This is a genomic window from Branchiibius sp. NY16-3462-2 (assembly GCF_001594145.1).
In the GTDB taxonomy this organism is placed as follows: domain Bacteria; phylum Actinomycetota; class Actinomycetes; order Actinomycetales; family Dermatophilaceae; genus Branchiibius.
Genome location: NZ_LVCF01000004.1, coordinates 26,014 through 50,620, shown reverse-complemented (window position 1 = coordinate 50,620; position 24,607 = coordinate 26,014). Strand labels below are relative to the sequence as shown.

General features: G+C 67.8%; 25 protein-coding genes, 1 tRNA gene and 1 pseudogene. 15 read left to right on the top strand and 12 right to left on the bottom strand.

What is annotated here, in order from left to right; translation table 11 throughout:
* Nucleotides 1–10: 10 nt before the first annotated feature.
* From AZH51_RS03850 to AZH51_RS03835, 4 genes are all read left to right on the top strand, one after another.
* A complete protein-coding gene (locus tag AZH51_RS03850) occupies nucleotides 11–361 on the top strand; it encodes an FmdB family zinc ribbon protein (protein ID WP_291521533.1) in 351 nt (116 codons plus the stop codon).
* A 17-nt stretch (nucleotides 362–378) separates the two neighbouring features.
* On the top strand, nucleotides 379–1,194 hold the full coding sequence (locus AZH51_RS03845) for an S-methyl-5'-thioadenosine phosphorylase (protein WP_291521531.1): 816 nt from the start codon (nucleotides 379–381) through the stop codon (nucleotides 1,192–1,194).
* Complete coding sequence (locus tag AZH51_RS03840; protein WP_291521530.1) at nucleotides 1,191–1,835, top strand: SAF domain-containing protein; 645 nt, start codon at nucleotides 1,191–1,193, stop codon at nucleotides 1,833–1,835. The genes AZH51_RS03845 and AZH51_RS03840 overlap by 4 nt, the downstream gene beginning before the upstream one ends.
* A gap of 130 nt (nucleotides 1,836–1,965) precedes the next feature.
* On the top strand, nucleotides 1,966–2,397 hold the full coding sequence (locus AZH51_RS03835) for an MscL family protein (RefSeq protein ID WP_291521527.1): 432 nt from the start codon (nucleotides 1,966–1,968) through the stop codon (nucleotides 2,395–2,397).
* A gap of 5 nt (nucleotides 2,398–2,402) precedes the next feature.
* On the opposite strand, the gene AZH51_RS03830 is transcribed toward AZH51_RS03835, so the two are convergent.
* The 3 genes from AZH51_RS03830 to AZH51_RS03820 form a co-directional block, all read right to left on the bottom strand.
* The gene (locus AZH51_RS03830) at nucleotides 2,403–2,552 is read right to left on the bottom strand and encodes a hypothetical protein (RefSeq protein ID WP_291521526.1); all 150 of its coding nucleotides are present in this window, start codon (nucleotides 2,550–2,552) and stop codon (nucleotides 2,403–2,405) included.
* Nucleotides 2,553–2,637: 85 nt separating this feature from the next.
* Nucleotides 2,638–6,243 (bottom strand): hypothetical protein, encoded by a 3,606-nt coding sequence (locus AZH51_RS03825; protein ID WP_291521524.1) that lies wholly within the window; start codon nucleotides 6,241–6,243, stop codon nucleotides 2,638–2,640.
* A gap of 9 nt (nucleotides 6,244–6,252) precedes the next feature.
* Nucleotides 6,253–7,893 (bottom strand): substrate-binding and VWA domain-containing protein, encoded by a 1,641-nt coding sequence (locus AZH51_RS03820; RefSeq protein ID WP_291521522.1) that lies wholly within the window; start codon nucleotides 7,891–7,893, stop codon nucleotides 6,253–6,255.
* Between the two features lie 74 nt (nucleotides 7,894–7,967).
* Here AZH51_RS03820 and AZH51_RS03815 point away from each other — a divergent pair, with 74 nt between their 5' ends.
* On the top strand, nucleotides 7,968–9,236 hold the full coding sequence (locus AZH51_RS03815; protein WP_291521519.1) for an AI-2E family transporter: 1,269 nt from the start codon (nucleotides 7,968–7,970) through the stop codon (nucleotides 9,234–9,236).
* On the opposite strand, the gene AZH51_RS03810 is transcribed toward AZH51_RS03815, so the two are convergent.
* Nucleotides 9,233–9,742, bottom strand: a complete 510-nt coding sequence (locus AZH51_RS03810) for a gamma carbonic anhydrase family protein (RefSeq protein ID WP_291521518.1) — start codon at nucleotides 9,740–9,742, stop codon at nucleotides 9,233–9,235. The genes AZH51_RS03815 and AZH51_RS03810 overlap by 4 nt on opposite strands.
* Nucleotides 9,743–9,909: 167 nt before the next feature.
* On the opposite strand from AZH51_RS03810, the gene AZH51_RS03805 reads away from it, so the two are divergent.
* Both AZH51_RS03805 and AZH51_RS03800 read left to right on the top strand, forming a co-directional pair.
* A tRNA-Arg gene (locus tag AZH51_RS03805) sits at nucleotides 9,910–9,982 on the top strand.
* A gap of 426 nt (nucleotides 9,983–10,408) precedes the next feature.
* Nucleotides 10,409–11,320 (top strand): restriction endonuclease, encoded by a 912-nt coding sequence (locus AZH51_RS03800; RefSeq protein WP_291521516.1) that lies wholly within the window; start codon nucleotides 10,409–10,411, stop codon nucleotides 11,318–11,320.
* A gap of 239 nt (nucleotides 11,321–11,559) precedes the next feature.
* Here AZH51_RS03800 and AZH51_RS03795 read toward each other — a convergent pair whose 3' ends face one another.
* Nucleotides 11,560–11,994, bottom strand: a complete 435-nt coding sequence (locus tag AZH51_RS03795; protein WP_291521515.1) for a hypothetical protein — start codon at nucleotides 11,992–11,994, stop codon at nucleotides 11,560–11,562.
* Nucleotides 11,995–12,055: 61 nt separating this feature from the next.
* Complete coding sequence (locus tag AZH51_RS03790; RefSeq protein WP_291521513.1) at nucleotides 12,056–12,658, bottom strand: TetR/AcrR family transcriptional regulator; 603 nt, start codon at nucleotides 12,656–12,658, stop codon at nucleotides 12,056–12,058.
* Nucleotides 12,659–12,786: 128 nt separating this feature from the next.
* Here AZH51_RS03790 and AZH51_RS03785 point away from each other — a divergent pair, with 128 nt between their 5' ends.
* Complete coding sequence (locus AZH51_RS03785) at nucleotides 12,787–14,277, top strand: MFS transporter (RefSeq protein WP_291521511.1); 1,491 nt, start codon at nucleotides 12,787–12,789, stop codon at nucleotides 14,275–14,277.
* A gap of 57 nt (nucleotides 14,278–14,334) precedes the next feature.
* Here AZH51_RS03785 and AZH51_RS03780 read toward each other — a convergent pair whose 3' ends face one another.
* Together AZH51_RS03780 and AZH51_RS03775 are read right to left on the bottom strand one after the other, a co-directional pair.
* The gene (locus AZH51_RS03780) at nucleotides 14,335–14,568 is read right to left on the bottom strand and encodes a hypothetical protein (RefSeq protein WP_291521509.1); all 234 of its coding nucleotides are present in this window, start codon (nucleotides 14,566–14,568) and stop codon (nucleotides 14,335–14,337) included.
* Nucleotides 14,561–15,028, bottom strand: coding sequence for a hypothetical protein (locus AZH51_RS03775; protein WP_291521507.1), 468 nt, complete (start codon nucleotides 15,026–15,028; stop codon nucleotides 14,561–14,563). Before AZH51_RS03775 ends, AZH51_RS03780 begins: the two co-directional genes overlap by 8 nt.
* A 411-nt stretch (nucleotides 15,029–15,439) precedes the next feature.
* Between AZH51_RS03775 and AZH51_RS03770 the strand changes: the two genes are divergently transcribed.
* Entirely contained in the window at nucleotides 15,440–16,447 is a 1,008-nt protein-coding gene (locus tag AZH51_RS03770) for a D-alanyl-D-alanine carboxypeptidase family protein (RefSeq protein WP_291521505.1), read from the top strand.
* A 110-nt stretch (nucleotides 16,448–16,557) separates the two neighbouring features.
* Entirely contained in the window at nucleotides 16,558–17,670 is a 1,113-nt protein-coding gene (locus AZH51_RS03765) for a DUF4331 family protein (protein ID WP_291521503.1), read from the top strand.
* Between the two features lie 8 nt (nucleotides 17,671–17,678).
* Here AZH51_RS03765 and AZH51_RS03760 read toward each other — a convergent pair whose 3' ends face one another.
* Nucleotides 17,679–18,722, bottom strand: coding sequence for a hypothetical protein (locus AZH51_RS03760; RefSeq protein ID WP_291521501.1), 1,044 nt, complete (start codon nucleotides 18,720–18,722; stop codon nucleotides 17,679–17,681).
* Between the two features lie 200 nt (nucleotides 18,723–18,922).
* Here AZH51_RS03760 and AZH51_RS03755 point away from each other — a divergent pair, with 200 nt between their 5' ends.
* On the top strand, nucleotides 18,923–19,603 hold the full coding sequence (locus AZH51_RS03755) for an A24 family peptidase (RefSeq protein WP_291521499.1): 681 nt from the start codon (nucleotides 18,923–18,925) through the stop codon (nucleotides 19,601–19,603).
* Nucleotides 19,604–19,693: 90 nt separating this feature from the next.
* A pseudogene (locus AZH51_RS03750) lies at nucleotides 19,694–19,954 on the top strand (DUF192 domain-containing protein); the annotation flags it as partial.
* A 17-nt stretch (nucleotides 19,955–19,971) separates the two neighbouring features.
* Here AZH51_RS03750 and AZH51_RS03745 read toward each other — a convergent pair.
* Nucleotides 19,972–21,243 (bottom strand): hypothetical protein, encoded by a 1,272-nt coding sequence (locus tag AZH51_RS03745; RefSeq protein ID WP_291521497.1) that lies wholly within the window; start codon nucleotides 21,241–21,243, stop codon nucleotides 19,972–19,974.
* Nucleotides 21,244–21,366: 123 nt separating this feature from the next.
* Here AZH51_RS03745 and AZH51_RS03740 point away from each other — a divergent pair, with 123 nt between their 5' ends.
* Nucleotides 21,367–21,795, top strand: a complete 429-nt coding sequence (locus AZH51_RS03740; protein WP_291521495.1) for a hypothetical protein — start codon at nucleotides 21,367–21,369, stop codon at nucleotides 21,793–21,795.
* Nucleotides 21,792–22,418 carry a hypothetical protein gene (locus AZH51_RS03735; RefSeq protein WP_291521493.1) on the top strand — a complete coding sequence of 209 codons (627 nt, stop codon included), beginning with the start codon at nucleotides 21,792–21,794 and terminating at the stop codon, nucleotides 22,416–22,418. Before AZH51_RS03740 ends, AZH51_RS03735 begins: the two co-directional genes overlap by 4 nt.
* Here the strand turns inward: AZH51_RS03735 and AZH51_RS03730 are convergent.
* Nucleotides 22,408–22,959: a hypothetical protein gene (locus AZH51_RS03730; protein WP_291521491.1), complete on the bottom strand. Its 552-nt coding sequence runs from the start codon at nucleotides 22,957–22,959 to the stop codon at nucleotides 22,408–22,410. The two genes, AZH51_RS03735 and AZH51_RS03730, sit on opposite strands and share 11 nt — an antisense overlap.
* A 160-nt stretch (nucleotides 22,960–23,119) precedes the next feature.
* The gene (locus AZH51_RS03725) at nucleotides 23,120–23,692 is read right to left on the bottom strand and encodes a hypothetical protein (protein ID WP_291521489.1); all 573 of its coding nucleotides are present in this window, start codon (nucleotides 23,690–23,692) and stop codon (nucleotides 23,120–23,122) included.
* A 144-nt stretch (nucleotides 23,693–23,836) separates the two neighbouring features.
* Between AZH51_RS03725 and AZH51_RS03720 the strand changes: the two genes are divergently transcribed.
* Nucleotides 23,837–24,598, top strand: a complete 762-nt coding sequence (locus AZH51_RS03720) for a hypothetical protein (protein WP_291521487.1) — start codon at nucleotides 23,837–23,839, stop codon at nucleotides 24,596–24,598.
* Nucleotides 24,599–24,607: the final 9 nt, after the last annotated feature.

The following is a 24,607-nucleotide window of genomic DNA, read 5'->3' as shown; positions in this document are numbered from 1 at the left end:
AATTGAGCCCATGCCCACTTACTCGTACGCGTGCAAAGACTGCGGGCACGCCTTCGACATCGTGCAGTCCTTCAGCGACGACGCGCTGACCGTCTGCCCCGAGTGCGGCGGCACGTTGCGCAAGCAGTTCAACGCGGTCGGCGTCGTCTTCAAGGGGTCGGGCTTCTACCGCAACGACAGCCGCGACTCCGGCAAGAAGTCCGCTGGTTCGGCGGACAAAGCTGACAAGAAGGCCGACGCGAAGCCGGCCGAGAGCACATCCCCGTCCTCGGACAGCAGCCCGACCAAGTCTTCTGACAGCGGCAGCTCGTCGTCGAGCACCTCGTCATCCACAACCACCTCGGCGGCCAGCAGCTCCTAGCCCCTACATTCGGGGCCATGAGCGAATCCCTCGTCGGCATCATCGGCGGCTCCGGGCTGTACTCCTTCTTCGGAGACGATGCGCAGCGCCGCAGCGTGGACACCCCGTTCGGTGCACCCAGCGACGACGTCGTGATCGGCGAGGTCGGTGGTCGTGAGGTCGCCTTCCTGCCCCGGCACGGCCCCGGCCACCGCTACCCGCCGCACCGGATCAACTACCGCGCCAACCTCTGGGCGCTGCGCAGCGTCGGCGTGCGCCAGGTCCTTTCCCCCAGCGCCGTGGGTTCGCTGCAACCGCAGTTTGGTCCGGGCACCTTCGTGGTGCCCGACCAGGTCGTCGACCGCACCTGGGGGCGGGCGCACACGGTGTACGACGACCCGGGCACGGTCGTGCACGTCGCCTTCGCCGACCCCTACTGCCCGCTGGGTCGTGCCGCACTGCTGGAAGCGGCCGACGGGGTCCCCAACCAGTGCGTCGACGGCGGCACTCTGGTCGTGATCAACGGTCCGCGGTTCTCCAGCCGGGCGGAGTCGCGATGGCACCAGCAGGCCGGGTGGAGTGTCGTCGGGATGACCGGGATGCCGGAGGCCTCGATCGCCCGGGAACTAGCGCTGTGCTACTCGGCGATCTGCCTGGTCACCGATCTGGATGCCGGTGTCGAACAGGACGACGGGGTCACCCACCAGGAGGTCATGGCCGCGTTCGAGCGCAACCTGGAGCAGGTGCGCGCCGTGATCTCGGCCGCGATCCCGGCGCTGCCCACGGCCGAGCCGCCGTCCTGCGCCTGCCGCCACGCCCTCGACGGACTGGCGCTGCCCTTCGACCTGCCGTGAAACGTCCAGCCCAGCGCTTGCTGCCGGATTCGTGGCGGGGCGGCAGTGTCGCGGCCACGGCACGACGGCACCGGGCCCGGCGGATCCTGGCCGCAGTGCTAGTCGCGATCGCCGCTCTGATGGTCGTGCAGCGCATCACCTCCGCGGGATCGACCCGACCGATCGTGGTCGCCGCCCACGACCTGAGCGCGGGACAACGGCTGACAGCAGCGGATCTACGGTCCGTGACCTGGCCGGCGAGCGTGCCGCTGCCTGACCCGCTGACCACGGCCCGGGCCCTGGGCGCCGTCGTCGATGCGCCGATGCGGGCCGGCGAACCGGTGACCGCCGCACGCGTCCGGGACGCCCGGACCTGGGCGGCGGGCGGCACCCGGGTCGTGCTGAGTGTCCCGGTCGAGCCGACCCTGGCCGCTGTGCTGGCCCGGGGCGATCGGGTGGATGTGTACGCCGGGGGGCGGCTGCTCGCGGCCGGCACCACGGTGGTGCAGACCTCCGCAGCTGCCACCTCGACCTCGTGGACCGAGCGGGACGATCCGCGGGTTCTGCTGTCGGTGAGGCAGAGCGATGCGGCGGCGGTCGCCGCTGGTGGGGACGACTCCGGCGGGGGTGGCCTCACGGTGGCGTTGCATCCTGCGGCCTAACGATGACCACTGGGTGATTGTGTTCAGCACTGTGGCATGGACCACACGTTCGCGCGTGTGAGGCGGTCGAACCGCGACGGCATTGTCGATAGATTCGGTCGGGACCGAATCCCCCGACCAAGGAGACTTCATGCTGAAGGGCTTCAAGGACTTCCTTTTCCAAGGCAACCTGATCGAACTGGCGACCGCGTTCGTCATCGGCGCCGCGTTCACCACGTTGGTGAACACCTTCACCAGCGCCATCATCGAGCCGGTGCTTAACGCCTTCGGCGGCAAGAACGCCTCGCAGGGCCTGGGCTTCCGGCTGGTCTCGGACAACCCGTCGACCTTCATCAGCATCAGCGCGATCATCAACGCATTGATCGTCTTCGTGCTGACCGCAGCGGTGCTCTACTTCCTGTTCATCGTTCCCTACGAGCGCTCGAAGAAGTTCATCGGCATCGAGGACGCGGAGAACGAAGAGACCGACAAGGACATCCTGTCCGACATCCGCGGTCTGCTGCGCGAGCAGCGTGGCGGCCGCGCCGACGGTTCCACCGTCGCCGACCCCGCGGACGGCTGAATCAGCTACTCCCAGTGCGGTGGTCGCTGCTCCAGCAACCACCGGTCGTCACCGCTGAGCGGCGGTTCGTCAGACTCACGGGTCTGCCGGGCCGCCGCTTTTGTGTCCATCACCGGCGGCTCACGGTGGTCGGTGTCGTCATCACCGGCGACCACCGGTACCTCACGCTGCGGGTCGCCGCCCGTCGCGGGCCGAACCGCCCGACGATGCCGACGCGGCGAATTCACCACAGCCCCAAGCTCATAGCGATTCCAGTACCGAGGCCAAGCGGTCGGCTTCTGCCGCCAGATCCTGCTGTAGGTCCTGGCCGTAGACCGTCTCGGTGCGCCAGCCACGAGCGGCCAGTTGCTCAGGACGCAGCCGCAGCCGGAAGCGCAGCGTCTCAGTGTGGTCGCTGTCGTCGGACTCCACCGCCACCACCAGCCGTCCATCTGCCCCGCCGACCGCGAGTTCGACCGGACGCCCGGACACGCCGTACGACGGGATCGCCGTCAGCCCACGCGAACGCAACTGCGCCCCCAACGCCTCGATCAACACCGGAACCTCGGGCCGGATCGTGGCGGGGAGTACCGGAGCATCGAGCACACTCCCGGAGGAGGCGGTTCGCCGCCGCCGGCGCGGCGTGCTCTGTTCCAGTGACTGCACCTGCAGCGACTGCTGGTCGCCACCAGCGGCGCAGTAGCGCAGATAGTCCCGAAGGGTCCGCGAGCCGGTGGTGCGCAACCTGTCCTCCGGGAAGGTCTGCGGGTCAAGGGTGCTCAGGACCATCAGGCGTCTGCGGGCTCTGCTTACTGCACTCCAGAACCGGACCATCGCGCCCTCGGCGCCCATCGCCTGCAGCAGTGCGGCACCGCCACGCTCGTCGGCGAGCACCACGATCGCGGTGTCCGCGGTGATCGATCGCGTGGTCACGACATCGCCGATCACGATCGTGCGCTCGGCGGCGGCCAAGCGCCGGCGGAGGTCCGGATCGTCGTGACGCTGCAGGAGTTCGCTCTGGATCCGCTCGGCCAGCATCGGGGTCCAGGTGACCACGACCAGAGACCCGTCCGGGTCCGCCGCCACCGCCTCCCGGATCGCTGACACCGCAGCGGGGACGATGCGATCCTCGTGCACCGTCCTCATGGCGATGACGTTGCCACCCCCGGCCGCCGGGAAACCAGCAACGTCCCCGGCGTACCGGCGCACCGCCCCGAACGCGGACAACCGTTCATCGAAACTGCGGTAGTCGTGAGTCAGATTCAGCTGTGGCGCAAGGGGTTCCAGCGCTTGGAACAGCGACGGCGCCGACGGTGACGTCAGTGCGCGCGGCAGGACGACCTCCTGCGTGCGGTCGCCGAAGACGACCACCTGGCCGGCCCGGGTGATCGCCGGCAGTGCCTCGGGCAGCGGCACCTGACCACCACCGTCGAAGATCACGACGTCGAACCACAGCCCGGTGGCCACGGTCGCCGCCACCGCGAGCGGGCTGACCAACCAGGCCGGCCGCAACGCGGTCAACAACTCGGGAGCCTGGCCCAGGAGGGCGCCGGGATGCAGGACCCGACTACGCACCGTCACGACCTGGTCCGGCAGGTCGACACGCACCCGCTCGACCTGTCGGCGCACCCGGTCGCGCACTGCCGCCGCACCGGCTCGCACGTGAGCGGCGTCGTCGTCGCGGTAGGCCTGTTCCAACGAACGCGCGGCGTCCGCGTCGTGCGCCGCCAGGACCGGGTCCGTGCGCTGGGCGTGCCCCAGGACCGAACTCCACCACACCCAGCGAACCTGCCAGGAGGCCTCGTCGGCGCTGGCATCCCGTGCGGCCAGATCGTCCAACAAGTCGCCGAATCCGTTGGCCCGCAACAGATCCAGGGTTCCGATGACTTCAGGAACCACCGCCAACCGGTCGTCAGCGTCGCGCAGCCGCTCGGTCAGCACCTGGATCTCATCGAAGTCGCTGTCGACCAGACTGCGGGCCGAGGTACTCCCGGCGAGCCTGGCCTCGAGCCACTCCAATCGGCCGCGCAACGATTCGACCTGGGCGGCGACCTGCGGGGTGCGCAGTGGGGCGGTCGGCACGCTGCCCTTGCCGGCGAGCGCCTGCCACCGGGTGCGCTGCTTGAGTGCCCGCTGCAACAGTCCGTGCAGATTGTGCGTGCTCGTGCCCGGCCGCAGCAGGCGCTTGGCCTGGCTGCGCAACCGCCGCCGTTCGAACATGCCCAGGTTGGTGGGTGCCCCCTCGCCGTCCGCGGTGCCGGCGACCATCTCCGGAAGACCTGCTCCGAAGACCTCCGGGCTGAAGGCCTCCAACGTCTGAAACACCCCGGCCATCAGGTCCAACTGGTCCTGGGCCTCCAGCAACGAGCGGGGTCGGGCCAGTCCGACCTCGTCGGACAACTCGGTGATCGTCGCTCGTTCTGCATCCAGACCGCCACCGGCCAGATCCGCGACGAGTTGGGCGGTGCGTTGGCGGTGTTCGGTGCCCACGACCCGCGCTCCGAACCACGGGTCGTTCGCCGATCCGCCCGACCAGGCGCCGGCATCGACCGCGGCGTGCAGGGCGTCGGACAGTGCGTAGAGGCGCTCCACGCTGACCGCCACCAGGTCGTCGATCGCCAACCGACGGTTGCTGCCGTCGTACTCTTGACCGCTCATGTCTGCCAGCGCCCGACGGCACTGCGCCGGGCTGACGCCCCACGGCGCGCGCAGCTCTTGCTCGGCCGCCCACTGTTGCTCGAGCGCGGCGACCGTCGCCGGCAGGGCCGCGGGCTCCGCGGCCGCCGGATCGTCGACCGTGGCGGCCAGATCCGCCAACTGCGCGCGCAACCGGTCGGTGAGGGCCGCAGCCGTCTGCGAACGTACGTCGAGGAGCACGTCGCCCAGGCCGACCTGCTCCAGGCGGTCCACCAGTGCGTCACCATCGGCCCAGGCCTGCGTCACGACCAGCGTGCGGCGACCGTCCATCGCCAACCCGGCCACCAGCCCGGCGATCGCCTGACTCGTGCCACAGCCGGGAGGGGCGTGCACCGTGAGCTGGGCGCCGGCACGAACGGCCTCGATGACCCGTTGCTGATCGGCATCAAGGTCGAGGGGCACGAACTCCTCCAGCACCGACACCGGCGCCGCCGGCGGCGGCTCGGCAGCCACCTGCTGGGCCGCCGCCGGGTCACCGGCCAGCGCTGCCACGACGTCGTGGGTGCCGATCCAGGACCGCTGCCCGCTCAGATCGCGGGCGTTGGCCGCCTTCACGTAGCTGAAGGAATCGATGACCCGCGACCGCTCGATCCGGAACCGCGGAAGCGTCGCGGCCCGCTCGACGAGGTCGAAGGCCTGACTGAGGTCGAACACGTCACCGGAGCGCGAGACCCGCAGCACCTCACCGTCGTCCAGTTCGATCCCCTGGGCCCGCAGGTACGACGTAAGCGCGGGGTTGACCTCGATGTCACCGACCAGCTGGATCGTGATCCGTCCACTGTGATCACGGGCGATGTCAGCACGCCACAAGATGACCGGTGCGCGAGGGGTGTTACCCGGTTGCTCCCAGGTCGCCGTACCCATCGCCAGATAACAGGTGAGCAGACCGACCTGCTCGCGCAGCACCTCGACGCGTTGCTGCAGGGCCTCGGCGCGAGCGGTCAGTGTCGCCAGCGCGCTCGGCTCACGCACCAGCTCCGGTAAGCCGACGACGGCACCCGACAGCAACCGGGCCAGACCGCCGGGGTGGGCCCGCGACAGGTCCACTTCGGTGGGTTCACCGGGTGTCGCCCACAGCAGATTGTTGGGCCCGCCGAGGCCGATCAGGTGCCGCGACCACTCATTGACCGCTGCGTCCACCAGGGCGTTCCGGTCGGGTCGATCGTTCACTGCGACAGGCTATCCCGCCGGCAGAGGAGTTCCTCTATGCAGGAAGGCGTCGATGAACACGCCGGTGATCTGCTCCGGCTTGTCGACCTGGTAGAAGAGTCCACCGGTCGCAGCGCTGATGGACTTGAGGGCGTCCGGGTCGGTCTCGCGGGACAACGAGATGGTGACGATCTTGACCGGCTTGTCCTTGTTGTACGCGGCCTTCAGCCTGCCCAGGAGGGTGCTGAGATCGAGCGTGCCGTCCGGGTTGTCGTTCTTACCGTCCGTGAGGACGACCACCGCGTTGACGTACTTGGGGTCGTAGGACTTGGTCATGTAGTCGTAGGCCGCCCACGTGGCGTCGTACAGCGGTGTGTCACCGTGCTGCTGGACGTAGCTCATCGCGTCCCCCACGGCCTTGAGCAGTTGGCCCTTGACCACCGGCAGCGGCCGCACCCCATCGGAGAACCACTTGTACCCGCCGGGCAATGCGGTGCTGAACGCCAGGGCACCCATCTGCCCGGTCTGCGGAAGTGCCGCGAGCGCGAGTCGGGCTACTCCTTGGAACAGCGACATGCGGCTCGTGCCGTTGGCGTCAACGGGGTCACCCATGGATCCGGAGGCGTCGACCGCCACCAGCATGCGGTCGTCGCGCCCGAGATCGTTCCAGGACGTCAGGGTGCTGGTGCGGATCCGGTCGCTGGGCGCCTTGCTCAGCACGACGTCTGCGGCGACCGGACTACCGGCCGGCGGGTTGCTGTCCGGCACCCGGAAACCGGCCTGGCAGAACGCCGACTTGGCATCGCTGGAGGTCAGCGTCTTCTCCAGCAGGTCCCTGGCCTTGTCGGGTAGCGGCGTGGACCGATGGGGGTAGAGCACCTGATAGGTCAGCTGCGCCGCGCCCGACGCGGGCGCGACCGCACTCAACGGCGCGGTTTCGTGGTCACTGTTGTACGCAACAATCTCCTGCTCGCTGGCGACGAAGGCGCGGGCCGTTCGCGAGCCCTCGGCGGCGTGGGTCATCAACTCGGCGCGCGGCAGGGCGCTACGGGTCAGTCGCAACATGGCCAGGAAGTAGGTGGTCCGGTCGTTGTCGGTCCTGATCTGGGTGTTGGCGTCGGCGAGGGCCATGATCGTCGGGGTGGAGGCTTGCGGGTTCAGCACCGTCAACGGAACGTCCATGGCGAGCAGCGCGCTCCACGTCGGCGTTCCGGTGGCCCACCGCTGGGTCTTCAGCGAATGGGGCACCGCCACCACGACCGGACTGGTGGCGATCGTCGGCCCGGGGCTCGGCGCAGAGCTGCCCAGCGCCGTACTCACGTCCTGCGTCCACAGCGAGCTGTCCGAGATCCAGACGTCCGGTCCCGGGGCACCGGAGGTGAGTTGCTGGTCCTGGTCGTACGACGACACCGTGCTCACCTGGTAGTCGATGCACGAGCCGGCCTCCGCGCTACGGGTCAGGTCGTCCACGGTCGTCGCGATCGCAGCGGGAGCGGCGACACGCACAGTCGTACTACTGGCACAGGTCGCTATCGCTGGCTCGTTACCCTTGAGCACGCTGGAAGCACCGACGACGCCAAGACCGAGCGCGACGCAGGTGCCGCCGGCGATCGCTACGCGCTTCGGCCACCGGCCGCTGCTCATGGCGGACGAGGAGGAATGGCGTCCCATGACTGACGTAGGTTACCGCTTCGTAGTGTGTCGTTGCTCACAACTCGTGAGCCCGATTCAGACAGGAGACGTCGATGCGGCTGCCGACGAAAGGCGTGCACACGGTACAGCGCTCCGAACCTGACCCCGATCCGTTGGCCGAGCAGGACCCGGCTCCCCGGGCTGATCAAGCCATCGAGCGGACCACGAACGAGGGTGTCGACCGGGCGCAGATCATCGGCGACGGCGTGCGGTGGCTGGCCAGTTGGGGTCTTCGGCTGATCATCATCCTGATCGCGACCTGGATGATCCTGGAGGTCATCGGCCGGTTCTGGAGTGCGGTGCTGCCGGTGCTGTTGGCGCTGATCGCCTCCACCTTGCTGTGGCCGCCCACTCGCTGGCTGCGCAAGCACGGCTTCTCGGTGACCTGGTCGGCGGTGACCGCGCTGGTCGGCGGATTGGCGCTGATCATCGGTATCTTCGCGGCGCTCGCACCGTCGGTCGTCGACCAGGCCCCGCAGCTGAGTGCCAACGCCATCAAGGGCGTCAACCAGATCCGCAACTGGCTGCAGGGCCCGCCGCTGAACGTGCGCCCCGACCAGATCGACGATGCGGTCAATGCCATCACCCAGCGACTGCAGTCCAGCGGGGAGCAGATCGCCAGCGGCGTCTTCAGCGGCGTCGCAACTGCCGGGTCCGTGCTGATCACGTTGGTCGTGGCGCTGATCCTGACCTTCTTCTTCGTCAAGGACGGCTACCGCTTCCTGCCCTGGGCCCGCCAGACCTTCGGTCGGGGCGCCGGGGCGCACTTCACCGAGGTGCTGACTCGGATCTACGGCACCCTCGGCGGGTTCATCCGCACCCAGGCGATCGTGAGCGCGGTCGACTCGACCTTCATCGGTATCGGTCTGATCCTGCTGGGCGTGCCCCTGGTCGGGCCCCTGGTGGTGCTGACCTTCTTCGGTGGCTTCATCCCGATCGTCGGTGCGTTCGTCGCCGGGACCCTGGCCGTCCTGGTCGCCCTGGTCACCAAGGGGCTGACCGCGGCGATCATCGCGCTGATCATCATCATCGCCGTGCAGCAGATCGAGGGTCACGTGCTGCAGCCGCTGCTGCAGTCGCGGTCGATGCGGTTGCACCCGGCCATCGTGTTGTTGGCGATCGCGGCCGGTGGTGACACGTTCGGGATCATCGGCGCGTTCCTGGCGGTGCCCCTGGCCGCGACCGCTGCCGTCATCTGGCGCTACATCAGTGAACAGATCGACCTGCGCACCGGGGATGCGGTCCCGGAGGACCTCACCCCGCTCACCGCGGAAGGCAAGTTGGCGCAGGAAGCCGCGGCTCGGCGTACGTCCAGGGGTTAGCCGATCGCTGCGTGCTTGCGGGTGAGGTCGCGGTAGACCTCGGCGTTCAAGAGGATCCCGGCTTTCTCCTCGTCGGTGAGTTCGCGGCGTACCTTGCCGGGCACCCCGGCGACCAGGGATCCGGGCGGTACGACGATGCCCTGGGTGACCAGCGCACCGGCGGCGACCATGCTGCCGGCTCCGATGACGGCGCCGTTGAGGACGGTCGCGCCCATCCCGATCAGCACGTCGTCCTCGATGGTGCAGCCGTGCAGGGTGGCGTTGTGCCCGACGCTGACGTTGCGGCCGATCGTGAGGGAGTGGCTCGGGTCGACGTGCAGGGCGCAGTTGTCCTGGATGTTGCTGCCCTCGCCGATCTCGATGCTGTCCATGTCCGCGCGCAGCACCGCGCCGTAGAAGATGCCGACAGCTGCATGCAGGGTGACGTTGCCGACGACGGTGGCGTTGCTCGCCACCCAGGCGGTCTCGTCGATCACGGGCTGGTGGTCATCGAAGGTCAGGATCATGCGGTCATTCTCGCGGTGGCGCGATGCGTTTCCGCAGTGTGTGTCACTTTCGGGGCCTCGACGCCCGCTCACAGCCCCCGTTTGCGGCACAACCTGCGCTCGGGTCCCGCTCGGTGCTGCGGTTACCCTTGGTGGCGCGTACGGCGAGTGGTCGCCTTGCGCTCCCCGCCCTCGTAGCTCAGGGGATAGAGCACCGCTCTCCTAAAGCGGGTGTCGCATGTTCGAATCATGCCGGGGGCACTTTGGCAAACAGCCCGTAGCAAGCCAGTCGTTGTTCCAGTCAGAGACCGGCGATCCCCGCTCGCTGATTCCGGACAACAGGCACCAGATCGCTAACCAACTCCGCGATTGGCACGGTATTGCTGGGTCGGGCTCGAAACCCGACAATCCCGTTCCACGGGCGCATTTGAAACGCAAAGGCGTGCCAGTTGTTTGACCGGACAGCCAGCCTTCGACATGTCACGCACTTTGCACCATCCCTAGACTGACCAGCACCATGTCTGCCGACGATGACGTCACCGGTTTGCCTGCGAAGGCGCGCGCCCGGGCGCTTGCCACAACACCTGCTCGAGTGGCGGCGCTCCGGCGGGATGTACTGGCCGCAGGGTTCAGCGGGAAGCCCACTCGTCGGCGTTCGGACAATCGACCAATAGAGAAGTTGGCTTAGTGATCCCCGATTTCCAAACCCTCATGCGCCCGGTCCTTGCGTACCTGGGCGACGATGCGATCCGTCGGTCGCGCGACGTCAAGGACGCGATGGCGGACGAGTTCGCTCTCTCCGACACCGAGAAGGCTCAGCTATTACCAAGCGGTCGCCAGCGGACTTTCGACAATCGGGTCGGCTGGGCACTTACCTACTTATCGCAGGCCGGTCTTGTCGAGCGCCCCAATCGCGGCCGCGTGACCATCACCGACGACGGCCGCACGGCGCTCACTAACAATCCGACGCGAATCGACATGAAAACGCTGGAGTCCTACCCGGCGTACTTGGACTTCCGCGAACGGACACGGGATAAGAGCGCGACGGTGGTATCTACCGAGGAGCCGGTGACCAGCACCGCGACACCGAACGACCTTATCGAGCAAGCAGTTTCGACCAATCGCGCCGCGGTGGAAGGCGAGGTACTTCATGCTGCCCTTGCCCTCTCCCCTACCGGATTCGAAGATCTGGTGATCCGCCTGCTAGAGCGGATGGGGTATGGCAGAGCAGGATCCGTCGAACGGACCAGCGCCTCCGGCGACGCAGGAGTCGACGGCATCATCAGCCAGGATCCGCTCGGACTCGACCGCATCTACGTGCAGGCGAAGCGGTACGCCGAGGACCGGACCATCGAACGGCCACGGATCCACGAATTCGCGGGTGCACTGCTCGGCAAGCAGGGCGACCGAGGCGTATTCATCACCACGTCACGCTTCTCCTCCGGTGCGATTCAGGAAGCAGAGCGAATCAACGCCCGGATCGAACTCATTGACGGTCGGCGCCTCGCGGAGTTGCTCGTCGCGTACGGGGTCGGGGTGCAGGCGGACCAAACGGTAACGCTCTATCGACTGGACGAAGACTTCTTCGAAGACCTATAGCAATGCGTCCATTGGAACGACCTTCGTACCGGCCGCCCAACCTCCCGCACGCTGGGCACGACCTTCCGCGAGGTGCAGAACCGCCTTCAGGACGTGGCCAAGCCCAAGCGACTGATCCATGACCTGATCAATAGGGAGAACTGGTCACAGAGCGGCACCGACATCAACGGTCACGCTTACGACTCAGTGCTTCACTGCTCAGGCGTGCGGGGGAACCATTGGGCGACTATCAGCCGCACCTAAGCGCTCGGGATGTTGATCATGCTGTGCCGGCCGAACCAGGCGATCATCTCTCCACCGTGAGCGGTTGCGACATCAGCTATCGCGATCGCGTCGGACGGCTTGCACGGCACACGCAGCATGACCCGGCCACCCCGCAACGCCTCGTCGACCAGATAGAGCTCGTTCACGCCCGACCCCGCATGCTGCAGACCCCGGACCAAGTGCGCCCGTGAGCCGTGGGCGTTACCGGTGGCGTCAAAGATCCGGACTCCTTCCGGGCCAGACAGCATGTCAACATCTTCGATATCCGGAAATTGGCCAGCCAGCTGATCGGCAGCGGCGCGGGCTTGTTCCTCCGTGTCGAATACCGCGATGAGCTGGTCGAACGGGAAACTCGGGTTGCGGTCCTCGTTGACTTTGATCTTCATGGCACTACCTCCTGTGATGGTCACGCCTCCACCATCACCGCAGCAGCGAACGAATTACCAGGCTGATGAATTACCGCCGTCCCCGTCACAAAACCCGGCGCCGGGGACCGGCCATCGCGGCATGCAACCCCGGGGCGACCCACGGCACCAACTCACGCACCGTCATCGAGGCGATCGGCTCCAGCTGCAACCAGTACCGGGTCAGCAGAAGCCCGGCCACCTGTGAACCGAAGGCCGTCGCACGCGCGGTGGCACCGACGCCGCCGAACCGCTCGGCCAACTGCCGGACCATCTCCGTCTGCACGACTTCCTTGACCAGCCGGGCGACCTCCGGATCCTGGGTGGCTGCAGTCAGCATCACCCGCAGTGGCCCGCCCGACTCCGGATCGTCCCAGGTGGAGATCAGCACCTGGATCACCCGCTCGGGAAGGGTGGCCAGGTCACCGTCGATCGCTTTGTGCAGCAGTAGCGGGGGGTTCACCTCGAGGGCGAGCGCCGCGCTGAACAGGCCGGATTTGGAGCCGAAGTAGTAACTGAGGAGAGCAACATCCACGCCCGCCTCGGCGGCGATCGACCGCATCGTGGTCGCGGGATAGCCGTTCGCCAGGAACTGCCGCCGGGCGACATCCAGGACTGCCTGCCTGGTGCCTGGCTTGCCCCGACGCCTGCCCCGCGCCGGCGAATTCATCGCCCGGCCGCTGCTAGCGAGAGCCGACCACGGGGAGTCGCGGATAAGTAATTCATCATCCTAGAAATTTATCCACGGCCAGTGCAACGGTCAACGGAAGAGCCCGTCGATACCCACCAGGAGCCGCCATGACCGACCTGTCCGAAGCCGTCACCACACCAACCACTCCCTACCGGCGAAGCGTCCTGCCCGTCATCGTCATCGCGCTCGCGGCGGTCGTCTCCGCGATTTCGTCCTTGAACCTGGCCGCGCCCTCGATCGCCCGGGAGCTCGGCGCCGACGCAACCCAGATCTCCTGGATCGTGGACGCCTACGCCCTGTCGTTCGCGGCGCTCCTCCTGCTCTCCGGAGCGATCGGTGACCGCTACGGGCGGCGTCGCGCCCTCATCGCCGGCCTCGTGATCTTCATCGGTGCCTCGATCTCGGCACTCTTCGTCAACTCGCCGGGCCAGCTGATCGCCGTACAGGCCATCCTCGGCGCCGGAGCCGCACTCGTCATGCCAGCGACCCTGTCAACGATCACCAGCACCTTTCCCCCGGAGCGCCGGGTACGGGCGGTCGGCACCTGGGCCGGGGTATCCGGCGCCAGCGCCATCCTGGGCCTGCTGGCCGCGGGACTGCTTCTGCAGCAATGGAGTTGGCGGTCCATCTTCGTCTTCAACCTGACGATGGGGCTCATCGCCCTGATCGGCACCTTGCGGTTCATCCCGGAATCTGCCGACCCCAACGCCCCGAAACTAGATCTGGTCGGAGCACTGCTCTCGGTTGCCGGACTGGCCATCCTGGTCTACTCGATCATCGAAGCGCCGACCAACGGTTGGAGCAGTGCCGCGACCCTCGTAGGAATCGGCCTCGGAGTAGTCGTCCTGCTGGGCTTCCTCGGCTGGGAGTTGCGCCGCCGCGACCCGCTCCTGAACCCTCGGCTCTTCCGGCTGCGCGGCTTCTCGGCCGGCACCTTGAGCATCACAGCGCAGTTCTTCGGGTTCTTCGGTTTCGTTTTCATGATGGTGCAGTACCTGCAGTTTGTGCTCGGCTACAGCGCCCTGACCACCGCCCTGGGCATCGTGCCGCTGGCCGTCCTGATGATGCCGGCCGCCCGCGTCCTGGCCCCTGCGGCCGCCGAGCGGATGGGCACGGGTACGACGATCGCGGCCGGCCTGGTGCTGATCGCCGCCGGGTTCGCGGTGCTGGCCCAGTTGGGCCCGCAGAGCAGTTACTGGCTCGTCCTTGCCGGCCTGCTGCTGCTCGGACTCGGAATGGGTCTGGCCATGACGCCGGCGACCAACGCGATCACCGCGTCGCTGCCTACGGCCAAGCAGGGCGTCGCCTCCGCCATGAACGATCTTTCGCGCGAACTCGGCGCGGCCCTGGGCATTGCCGTCCTGGGCAGCATCCTCGACTCTGCCTATCGCAGCAATCTGAGTCTGCCCGGCGTGCCGACCCCTGCCGCGGAGCAGGCGCGATCGTCCATCGCCGTGGCGATGCACATGGGCCGACCGATCGCGACGCAGGCACAGTCCGCCTTCACCAGCGGGATGTCGGCGGGTCTGTGGTGGGGCGCCGGGGTGGCCGTCGTTGCCGCTCTCGCCGCTGTCCTGACCCTGACGAGCAAGCGGTAGCACGTACGCCGATGCGCGCGTTCCGACCCGCGCCACGTGCGCGGGTCGGCGCCGGACTCAGGCGCGCTGCGCCGCGATCCGGTCCTTTTCGTGGATCGCCAGCCGGGCGATCACAGCGGCTCGCGCGGCCGGATCCAGCGCATTGAGGGCAGCCTCTATGCCGTCAGCAGTTTCGTGAATCGGCTGAGCCTTTCGCTTCAGCGCCAGAACTCCGGCCACCGACGCTGCGGTGGCGGCGGTGACAGCCAGGATGGCGATGGCCCGGTCTGCGTCCGAACCGTGCCTAGGCATCGTGAGCACCGGCCGTGGTCTGGTCGGCAAGCTCCCGCACGTACAGCTTGGCGTCAAGAGCATCGAGGATCGCGACCCAGGCATTCTGAATGGCGACCCGGGCGAACACCACCGCATCCTCGGCGTAGGCCTGCGAGATGTCGGCCGCCCGTTGGGCCTGCCGGGCGTCATGCTGACGGCCGCGTTCGGCGACCTTGGCCTCGAATTCGGCCTTCTTGTCCGCCAGGGTGCTGCTGAACTCATGCAGGTGGGCGCTTGCCTCCGAGGACCCGGCGTCAACCTTGGCCTTCAGTTCGTCTGCCTTCTGCTCGGTGTCACCTGCCGCCTCGGCGATCCGTGCCTGCACTTGTTCGTGGTTCTCCTGCTCGGCGGATGAGTAGGAGTCGAGGACGTAGTTGATGTAGTCGCGCAGGTCGTCCAGACCGGCATCGACCTGTTGGGAGAAGCTGTCCCCGGTCACTGCCGAGTCTCCAGACCGGCATCGACCTGTTGGGAGAAGCTGTCCCCGGTCACTGCCGAGTCTTCTGAAGTGGTCATTTCGTTGCCTTCCGTATGTCGGGCACGACCACCCTGCGAGGACTGTCGGAGGACAGCCGCGCTGCTGGGGGAGGCTTTGTGTAGCCGTGTCCGCGATGAGTGGACATAACGAACGTAGGACGGTGGTATCGCGGGCGCCGCAGGACCGCACGATTTCACCGGGATCTGCCATACCAGCTACAGGGAGCTACCAGGATCGGGTGCATGGCGACGGCTCTCAGCAAGCGAAGGCTGCCGACCGGCGACATGGTCCCAACGAACCTGGTCAGCGGGGATCGGGCGTGCCAAACTGGCGAATTCGGGAGGGCAGCAGGTCGGTTCCAGGGGAGATGAGATGAGCAGGCTCGCACCAGGTATCCACGGACCCACCCGGCGCCCTCGACTGGCCATCGGGGTTGCGGCGTCCGCCATCGCCCTCGGCACCGCCGCTCCCCCTGCCGTGGCGGCCACCCCCTCAGCCGTCAGCACCACTGTGGTCAGCATGCGCGTGGTCTCCTCCGTGTCGACGTTGAATGTGCGCACGGGTCCGGGTTCGGCGTACGCCCGCGTCGGTTCGCTGACCGGCGGGTCCTTCGTGCTCGGTGTCGTGAACGGCGGTTGGCTGAAGATCAGTTCCGGCCAGTACGCCGGGCGATACACCTCCGCTGCCTACCTCGCGGTCGCCCGACCGGCGCCGACCGCAGCTGTCGGGAGCACTGTGACCGGCTGGGTGGCACTCACCGGAGGCATCCCGGCGAGCGTGCACAGCGCGCCCGGATACATCTACTCGGTGGGCCGCACCGTGCCCAGCGGCACGGCGGTCACCGGCAAGGTCATCAACGCTGACTGGATCAGGATCAACGGCATCGGTGGCTACATCAATCGCGGCACGCTCCAGACCTTGTCGGCGAATCTGACGTCGGTGAACGGCAACCTGCCCGCCTGGGCACTGTGCCGGGTGAACACGGCGTACAACTCGCCGCAACCGTTCGACCCCGGCTACACGGCAACCACCCAGCGCTACCTCAACTGCGACGCGGTGCGCGCCCTCGATGCGCTCCAAGCTGCGTACAAGACCACGTTCGGCCACTACGCGAGCATCGACCTTGCCTACCGCACCTACAGCGAGCAGCAGTACTGGTACAAAACGCTCGGTCCGAAGTACGCCAACGCACCTGGCGTCTCGAACCACGGCGTCGGTCTGGCCGTCGACTTCCAGGAATGGGAGGGCCACACCACCGAATTCGATTGGGGCGGAGCGGGTTCCAACTGGTTACGCGCCAATGGCGGCAAGTACGGCTTCACCCAGCCGTACGCCTACGGCACCGCTGGAGAGTCCTACCACTTCAACTTCACGGGATAGCCGGCGCCCGAACTCAACCTCCTTGCGGAGGGACATGCGGCAGCCCGCCGTGCGAGGCTCGGGCGGTCCCCAGGACAGCGTCGTCCTCTACCCCGACGTAGGGAGCACCCGTGTCGCATCACAACTCCGGTCCGCGCGCTCATCAGCTACCGATCGCCGACATCACCGACGCATACGCGTTCCCGGCGCCCGGGCAACCGGGGCACCTGGCCCTGGTGGTCAACACCGTCCCGTACGCCGATCCGAACGGCTTCCTGTCCGAGGCCTTGATCTACCGGTTCCGCATCCGTCCTCTCACGACAGACCCGTCGACGCCGGCGTTCTTCACGCCGGGTGCCGATGACACGCAGATCACGATCGACGCCACGTTCGATCCACCAACGGGCGACAAACAACAGGGCCATCTTGCTGTATCCACCGGCGCCACAGTCGATTTCGTCGTCAACCAGGTCGGCGAGGGGGATGGACTGCGGGTCTTCGCCGGCCCACGCTGGGACCCGTTCTTCAGCGACGCCCTCGCGCTGCAGGAGACGATCACCACCGGCAAGCTGTCGTTCAAGAACCCCGGCGCCATCTTGTCCGACGGCAAGAACGTCTTCAGCGTCGTCGTCGAGCTCGACCTGGCCAGCCTGCTGGGTGAGCAGACGCTGGTAGCCGTCGTGGCTGAGACCGTGATCAACGGCAAGATCCCCATCCGCTGGGAAAGGTTCGGTCGCCCCGAACTGGAGAACGCCGTACTGGGAATGAAGACCTATGACACGGTCAACCGGGACCTGGAGATCCGTGACCTGTTCAACGCCGAGGACGCCTTCAACCTGGGCCCGGACTACCTTGGCGCCTACCGCGCGCGACTCAACGCCAACCTGGCGTTCTGGGACGGCATCGACGGCAGCACCGAGTGGCCGCTGGCGCAGGACGGGACCCACCCGCTCACCGAGCTGTTGCTGGCCGACTATTTAATCGTCGACTACGGCAAGCCGTTCGCGCAGGACACATTCCTGGAGATCGAGCGAGCCGTCGTCGCCGGCGAGCCGCACCAGACCTGCGGCGGGCGATCCCTGAACGACGACTGCATGGACACCCTTTACACCTACCTGATGAACGGCGCGAAGGGCCCGCGCATCAGCGACCACGTGGACGGCCCGACCAGGCGGGCAACCCAGGAGTTCCCCTACCTCGTCGAGCCCAACCCGAACCCGCCGTCACCGCCCCAGCATCACTGAGGCGCGGTTCACCCGACCCGGGCGCCCTTGGGCGCGGCACCGTGCCAACCGTTGACCGCACCCTCGGTCACACCGCTCAGGCGACGTTTGACGGCCCGGGAGTACCGCGGCACAAACGCTTGGGAGGCAGCCGGTTTCGCGGCAGCAGGCGCCGCGGCGGGAACCTCGACGACCTTCTCGCGGTAGACGATCTGCGGCTCGGGATCGGCCTTGCCCGGGTACCAGTAGGGCTGCCATTCCTTCCAGCCACCGGCTCGCGGGTCGTCTATGACCTCCGCGGGCATGTTCCGGACCGTCAGCCCGGCCGCTTCCAACTCGGCGATGGTCTCCGGGGTGAAGGGATGGTTGCGCCACATGTTCGCGATGTAGGTGCGGTGCCGCAGGTAGTCCAGGTAGCGGCGCGCGTGCTTGTCGTTGGCCCCGATGTGCGCGAAGACCGCCAGCCGGTTCTCGTGCAGCGGCGCAACTTCCTCCTCGCTGAAGGAGTCCCACTCCTTCGGCTCCGGATCCGGCCGGTCCGGATCCTTCAGCAGGGTGCCGGCACCCGAGTGGGTCATCCGCATACTCCACACGAGCAGGTCCGTGGGCCGACTGCGCACGTAGGTGGTCTTTCCGCTGCTCAGGTCGCAGATGTCATGGGCGCCCGGTTTGAGGTTCAACCCGCCGCTGTGCTCGGTGTGGTCCTGCAGGTAGATCCCGAAGCGCAACTGGGTGTACCGGTCGTCCCAGTCGGGTGCCTTCTCATCCAGGCGGTCCGTGTTGTCCTTGTGCCAGACCCGGATCTTGCCGTTGATCGTCGCCGAGCTGCCCCCGCCGTAGATCACGTCGTCGGTGTCGAGCAGTTTCTTGGCCACCGCTGCCATCTTGCCGTCGGTGAGCACGTGCTTCAGCGGACCCGCGGTCAGCTCCCCGCCGACGGTCGCGTTCGCCATGACTTCGTCGCGCATCTGCGCGACTTCTTCCTCGGTGTAGACATCCGGCAGGATCGCGTAGCCCTCGGTCCAGAAGGCATCCACGTCCAGGTCTTGCAGGGACTTCTCAAAATCGGCCATTCCGTCAAAATAGTGAAGCGCCTCACGTTTGTCTGGATAGACGCTGGTGTTTCTTGAAAAACCTCCGCTGTATTCGCACCGAATTCCCGGGGAGCCCGGTTCGGCGGCTGGCGCATACGGCGCCGGGCGCTGCCGGTATAACTGGTCGTCACCAGCCGAGGAGATGACATGACGACCAGCACCCGACCCGGAGCGGGCTGATGAGCCTGGAGATCGCGGGCGTAGGTGTCGTGGGGCTCATCGGCGGCCTGGTCGCTGGACTCCTGCTTGCTCCCCGCCTGGCGACCCTCGGGCATCGCTATGAGGATGAGGCCGAGGTGCGCACCATGTCCTTCAGGTGGGTGCCGGCCGCGGCCGCCGTCGCCGCGGGTCTGGTCGGCGCCGCCCAGACCCATGTCGGCGGCGTCGTGCAGGGAGTGGTGTACGCCGCGTTGACCGTTCCGCTCATCGTGCTGGCGGCCATCGACCTGGATGTGCATCGACTGCCCGACCGGTGGACCGGCCCCACGTTCGTCGCCGCCCTGGCCGGTGTGCTGGTCGTGAGTATCGTTCGCGCTCAATGGCATTCGCTCCTGGTAGCCCTCTGCTGCGCGGCGGGCGTTGCCGCGTTCTACCTGCTCATCGCGCTCGTCGCCGGTGGCCAGGGCTTCGGTCTCGGGGACGTCAAACTCTCCCCCACCCTCGGGCTGATGCTGGGCTTCAACGGCGTCGCACAGGCCGTACTGGGAGTCTTCGCCGGCTTCGTCTCCGGCGCCGTTCTGGGTCTGATTCTCATTGTCTTCGCCGGGGCCGGACGCAAGACGGCCATCTCCTTCGGGCCGCACATGATCCTGGGCGCGTTGTTGGTGCTGGCACTCCCGCTCGTGGGTGCCCTGCATTGAGCGCTCGCCCGGTGAGCACCCGCCGTACTCTCGTGGTCGACGGTCGCGCGATCGGAGAGGTTCGGCTGCTCACCCGGCTTCTGGCAGCGCCAGCGGGGTTTGCTGGCCACCGCCGGGAGCAGCGGTGCGGTGTGGCTGAGGCCCTGTCGCAGCGTGCACAGCTGGGGGATGACGTACGCGCTCGACGTCGCCTTCGTCGCGGCGGACGACCGGGTTCTTGCCGTACGCCGATTGCCCCCGTGGCGGGGCCCGCTGCGGCCGGTGCCGGGTGCGGTCAGCGTGCTCGAAGCGCCCGCCGGTTGGTTCGCCAGTCGGCGGTTGCTGGTCGGCTCCCAGCTGGCCGCGCTCTAGCGACCGCGCGCCCCGGGTCAGCGGCAGGTGGCCCAGTTCACGAAGCGATGGCCATCCCAGTACTGCGCGCTGCTGACGCTGGCGCGCGGCAGCTTCAGGTTGCCGGTGATACCGACATCGGCCAGGATCTTGCCGCCAACCTTCACCCCCACGTCGGACCCAGCGTCGTGGTAGGTCAGTTTCGTCACCTGGCCGTGGCCGCCGGACGCGTCGAAGAACGCCTTCCACGTCACCGGGTTCACGTTGTAGACCAGATCATTGGCCGCCTGCCGGTCGGCTTCCGATGAGATCGGCAGGTTCCACGATTCGACGGTGCTGTCCTGCCTGGTGAGCCCGGTGGTACCGGTGAACTTCACCGAAGTCATCGTGCCGGTCTTGTCGTAGGACGCCTCGACCAGCGCACCGGCGTTCGGGTCGAACGAGGCGTTCTTCCACATCGCCGATGCCGAGGCGACGGCGCCGGCCGACGCGCGGCCGATCACGACGTACGACCCATCGGAGTTGGTCCGCACCCCGATGACCGCGTCGATGGACGCACTGCCCTTGAACTGACCGACGCCCAGGGTGTCGTGGGCCGACGCGTCCGCGCTGACACCGCCGTACACCATGGTGGAGTCGGGCGCCGGCGGCTCCTGCAGGCCACCGAGCTGCTCCGCGATCTTGTCCACCGCCCCACCGACGAACGGCAGACCTGCCACGATGCTGGTGGCCGGATTGCTTGCGACCAAAGCGTTTTTGGCGTCCTGGTAGATGTTCCAGTTCCGGATCTGGAAAGCCTGCTCCTTGGTGTTGACGATGTAGGTGGTCTCGACGCCTCCTTGGATCCGGGCCGCCGCGTCGGCACCGATGTCCCAGCCGTAGCCGGAGCCGTTCACGCTCACGCTGGCGTCCCAGCCCACGCCCGCTTCGGCACCGACCGACCCGCCCTTGGTCACGGTCACGGCGTACTGACCGTTGCTCAGGGTCTCGATCTGAACCTTGCTGTTGGAGCCGCCACTGATGCCCGCGGCCACCTCCCCTGAGACTTCATACCCCTCCGCGGCCGTGGAGCAGGGCTCGGTCGGTAGGTGCGGATCCGGCGCGGTCGATCTACCGGCGTCGCACGTACCGTTGCCCAGCGTCAGGATCTTGCAGACCGCGTTCGACACCGCGCGGCCGATCGCGTTGTTCTGCATCATGGCCAGGACGATGGCGCCGACCAGCAGGGCCGCGAGGACGATCATGCCGACCGTTTCCAGGCTCGCCGCACCCTTGTCGCGGTCGACCCGTCGCAGCCTCGTGAAGGTCATGGCACCCCTTTCCGCGCCCCACTGTGGTGCACGGCGGGGCTAGCGGGCATGGGCCCACGGACCTGACCGATCGGGGCCTGCGGGCCCGGGCGCCGGACCCGCAGGTCCGGCAGCATCCTCGGCATGGATACCTCTGCCCAGCGCACCCTTCGGTGGATCGGGCTCGCCCTCACCCTGGGCGTGGTCTGCGGCACTTTCGCGGTCATGGCGATCGCCTACGCGGCGGTCCAGGGCGAGGTCGGCCTCGGCATCACATTGCGGACCATCCTGGAATTGTTCGCGGTGCTCAGCATCGTGGCGTTCTACGCGCGGCGGTGGCCCGGTTACGGCTGGGCGTTCTGGCTCAGCTCGGCGACGGCCGGTTACCTCCTCAACCCTTTGTCGTGGACCGGACAGGCGCTGGCCGGTGCCGCCTTCCTGCCCGCTGGGCTACCCACGATGGCGCTCGACCTGGCGATCTGGCTCCTGGCGACCGCAGTGGTCGTGTGGGTGCAGGGCCGCCGGCGCGAGGCGGTTCCCGTGCCGGCCGACGTGAGAGAGTTGCTGCGATGAGATCGCAACTGCTCGCCACCGCGGCGGCCCTTGTGGTCACCGCCTCAGCCATGACCGGGTGTTCGCAGTCGAGCCAGGAGAACGCCATTCCCGACGCAGCCACGAGCCTGACGCCGACCGACCCACCCCCGGCATCGTTCTCGCCGCTGGCTACCGCACCGCTGAACTTCCGCACCCTGGCCGGCAAGGGCTTCCAGATCCAGGTGCCGGCGTCCTGGCAGGACAACGTCGTGCCCGCCACGACGACAGGCGGGGTGCCCGGCGTCGCTGCCCGTGAACCCGGCCGCGACCCGGCCCGGCCGATCGGTGTGGCGGTGGTGATCGACAACGACCCGTCCTCGGATGCGGTGGCCCAGTCCGAGGTCCTCGCGACCACCAAGTCGTCGCTGGGTCAAGCCAAGGACGTCAAGCGGTCGATGGTGAAGTGGCCGGACACCCAATACGCCGTCCTGGTGAGCTGGACCGAGACACCACAGGGCACCAGCGATGCGTACCGCGTCGAGCAGTTGTTCGCCCAGGTCTCCCCGAAGCTGATCGTCAACGTCGTGGGTAAGGCTCCGGTCGCAGACTTCGCAACATCGGGCATCGAGCGAATCATGCGCACGCTGGTCATCAAGACCTGACGGGCCGCCCGATCAGCACGAAGATCGCCGCCCCGACAGCCAGCACGAAGCCGCCGCCGGTCAGACCCAGGGCGTACGGGCGCCAGGTCGCAGCGCCGTCGACGGCGAGCAGGACAGCGGTGCCATCGGCCGCCGGGCAACTCACCGTGTGCCCCGCCGCCCATCCGTCCTCCAGCACACCTGCCTCATACCAGGTCCGCCCGTCGTGCTCTAGGGACGCGGAGGTGGCGCCGGTCCCCTCCAAGTGATCGAAGAACCAGAAATAGCTGCCGCTCGTCGTGCACTCCCCGGTCACCTGCGGGCGGTCGGTGAACACGATCAGCTTGGCCGGCCCGGGCGCCGATCCGGTGATCGTCACGGGCGCTCCGGTGGGCCCGGTCCCGTGGAAGGTGAGACCACTGGTGAGGGTGGCGATCCAGAAACCGACCGCACACAGCGCCACCACGGCTGCTCCGGCGAGGATCGGCCAGCGATACCTCCGCGCCACCATCACGACCGCCCCGGGCGATGCGGCCGGGGCGGCCGGGTCCACCCCGGTCACGCGTGACCGTCCACGGCGAGATTCCTTCTCCCGCGGGCGATCCCGGGGGAAATGCCGGGTCGGTAGTAGGTCCTGGGGCCCGGTTGCCGACGGCCCCCGGGCCCATGCCCATCACGTTCCCAGCCGACAGCATGAGACCTATGGATCGGTTCGGACACTCTCACCGTCCGAACCGTGTGAGACCGCGAGCGCGCGGATGCACGAGGGCGGCGGCACCGAGCAGCGCGATTCCCGCGACAACGAGTGACAGCGCCACCCGAGGTAAGCCGGCGTCGGTCGGTAGCACCCACATGGCGACGCCGGTGTCGGCCCGAGGCCCGGAGCAGGAGATGGTGTCACCCGCGCCGCTGGTTCCGATGGTCACGACCGGGAACAGGCTCTGGTCGTCGACCACCCGGGTGCCGACCAGGTCCGGATTGGGCGTGCCGCCCAGGGTCCGTGCGGCCGAGCCGGCCGTCTGCAACCGGCAGTCCCAGTCTCCCGGGGTGGTCCGTTCTGTGGGGTCGATCGCTGCGAAGACCGTCGACCCCGAGTCGAACCAGGGCGTCTGCCCGAGCGGGGTCGTGGCGCCGGCGGAGAGCTTCACCGGGTTGGGTTGGGGCATCGACCAGGCCACCGCACCGATGCCCAGCAGGATCAGCGCCAGCACGGCCATGACCGCCGATGCGGCCACCCCGACCAGGTGCCGACGCGACGAATCGGTGTATCCGCGCCGGTCAACCGTTCGCCTCACCGTGGTTCACTTCCCCCTCGATTCGCGGAAACTCCCGACAATTCTCGTCTCCTCCTGGTCGTCGTCAGCAGACAAGATGAAGACGTCCTGCCCCGAGCAAGGGGCACGCTGCCGCGAGTCGGCGAAGTTTTGAGGGGATTTCTCGTGCCCGTGATGGTAGTCGTACTCAGTCGCGCCGCCGAAGCCGACGTCGTGGGCTGGCCCGACCCGTCGGGCCCGGTCTGGATCCTGCGACCGGGTGCGACCGAACTTGCCGGCCACGTCGGCCGACACCGGGCCGAGAGCGTCGTCGTTCTCACCCGCCCCCAGGACGCCCGGGCCGGGCGACTGGCGATGACCGTCGCGGCTGGCGCCAATCCCGCCACCCGCTTTGCGATGCGCGTCGCTCCCGTGAGTGTTCTCGCGCTCGCCGCCCTCGGCCGGCAGGCGGTCGGGACCTGCGCGTCCGCTGCCGACGTGCTCCGGTGGGTCGATGCCCACCTCGATGACCTGCTGTCCGGCGTGTGCCTGACGCGGGTGGGCAAACTGGACCGGCCCTCCCCCGGGATCTGGCAGCACCTGCGCTCGATGCTGCCCGGCAGCCCGGGATTCGTGGTCACGTTCGGTGACCAGGCCCGGGTCTCCAGCACCCCGCTGGAGGTGGCACAGGAGGCGACCCTGCTGGTGGGCGCATCCGACCCCGCAGCCGCCGCGCCCCAGCTCCAGGGAGCGCGACCCGTGACCGTGCCACCAGCGGTCAGCACTCAGGAGTGCTACGGCAGCGCCGGCGCCGAGTTCGTCGCGCTTCCCCGGCCGCGGGAGCTCCCACCGGCCCGCACCACCTGCCGCATCTGCGACGAACCGTCCGATGACCTGACCTGCCCGTTCTGCCATGTCGTACTGAATCCCCAGGAGCACGTAGCGTGAACCCCCGCC

What these genes read in the sequence shown, in the direction of transcription:
- AZH51_RS03850 (WP_291521533.1), top strand. Translation starts at nt 11, where the DNA reads ATGCCCACTTACTCGTACGCGTGCAAAGACTGCGGGCACGCCTTCGAC.
- AZH51_RS03845 (WP_291521531.1), top strand. Translation starts at nt 379, where the DNA reads ATGAGCGAATCCCTCGTCGGCATCATCGGCGGCTCCGGGCTGTACTCC.
- AZH51_RS03835 (WP_291521527.1), top strand. Translation starts at nt 1,966, where the DNA reads ATGCTGAAGGGCTTCAAGGACTTCCTTTTCCAAGGCAACCTGATCGAA.
- AZH51_RS03820 (WP_291521522.1), bottom strand. Translation starts at nt 7,893, where the DNA reads ATGGGACGCCATTCCTCCTCGTCCGCCATGAGCAGCGGCCGGTGGCCG.
- AZH51_RS03815 (WP_291521519.1), top strand. Translation starts at nt 7,968, where the DNA reads ATGCGGCTGCCGACGAAAGGCGTGCACACGGTACAGCGCTCCGAACCT.
- AZH51_RS03810 (WP_291521518.1), bottom strand. Translation starts at nt 9,742, where the DNA reads ATGATCCTGACCTTCGATGACCACCAGCCCGTGATCGACGAGACCGCC.
- AZH51_RS03790 (WP_291521513.1), bottom strand. Translation starts at nt 12,658, where the DNA reads ATGAATTCGCCGGCGCGGGGCAGGCGTCGGGGCAAGCCAGGCACCAGG.
- AZH51_RS03785 (WP_291521511.1), top strand. Translation starts at nt 12,787, where the DNA reads ATGACCGACCTGTCCGAAGCCGTCACCACACCAACCACTCCCTACCGG.
- AZH51_RS03780 (WP_291521509.1), bottom strand. Translation starts at nt 14,568, where the DNA reads ATGCCTAGGCACGGTTCGGACGCAGACCGGGCCATCGCCATCCTGGCT.
- AZH51_RS03770 (WP_291521505.1), top strand. Translation starts at nt 15,440, where the DNA reads ATGAGCAGGCTCGCACCAGGTATCCACGGACCCACCCGGCGCCCTCGA.
- AZH51_RS03760 (WP_291521501.1), bottom strand. Translation starts at nt 18,722, where the DNA reads ATGGCCGATTTTGAGAAGTCCCTGCAAGACCTGGACGTGGATGCCTTC.
- AZH51_RS03755 (WP_291521499.1), top strand. Translation starts at nt 18,923, where the DNA reads ATGAGCCTGGAGATCGCGGGCGTAGGTGTCGTGGGGCTCATCGGCGGC.
- AZH51_RS03745 (WP_291521497.1), bottom strand. Translation starts at nt 21,243, where the DNA reads ATGACCTTCACGAGGCTGCGACGGGTCGACCGCGACAAGGGTGCGGCG.
- AZH51_RS03740 (WP_291521495.1), top strand. Translation starts at nt 21,367, where the DNA reads ATGGATACCTCTGCCCAGCGCACCCTTCGGTGGATCGGGCTCGCCCTC.
- AZH51_RS03735 (WP_291521493.1), top strand. Translation starts at nt 21,792, where the DNA reads ATGAGATCGCAACTGCTCGCCACCGCGGCGGCCCTTGTGGTCACCGCC.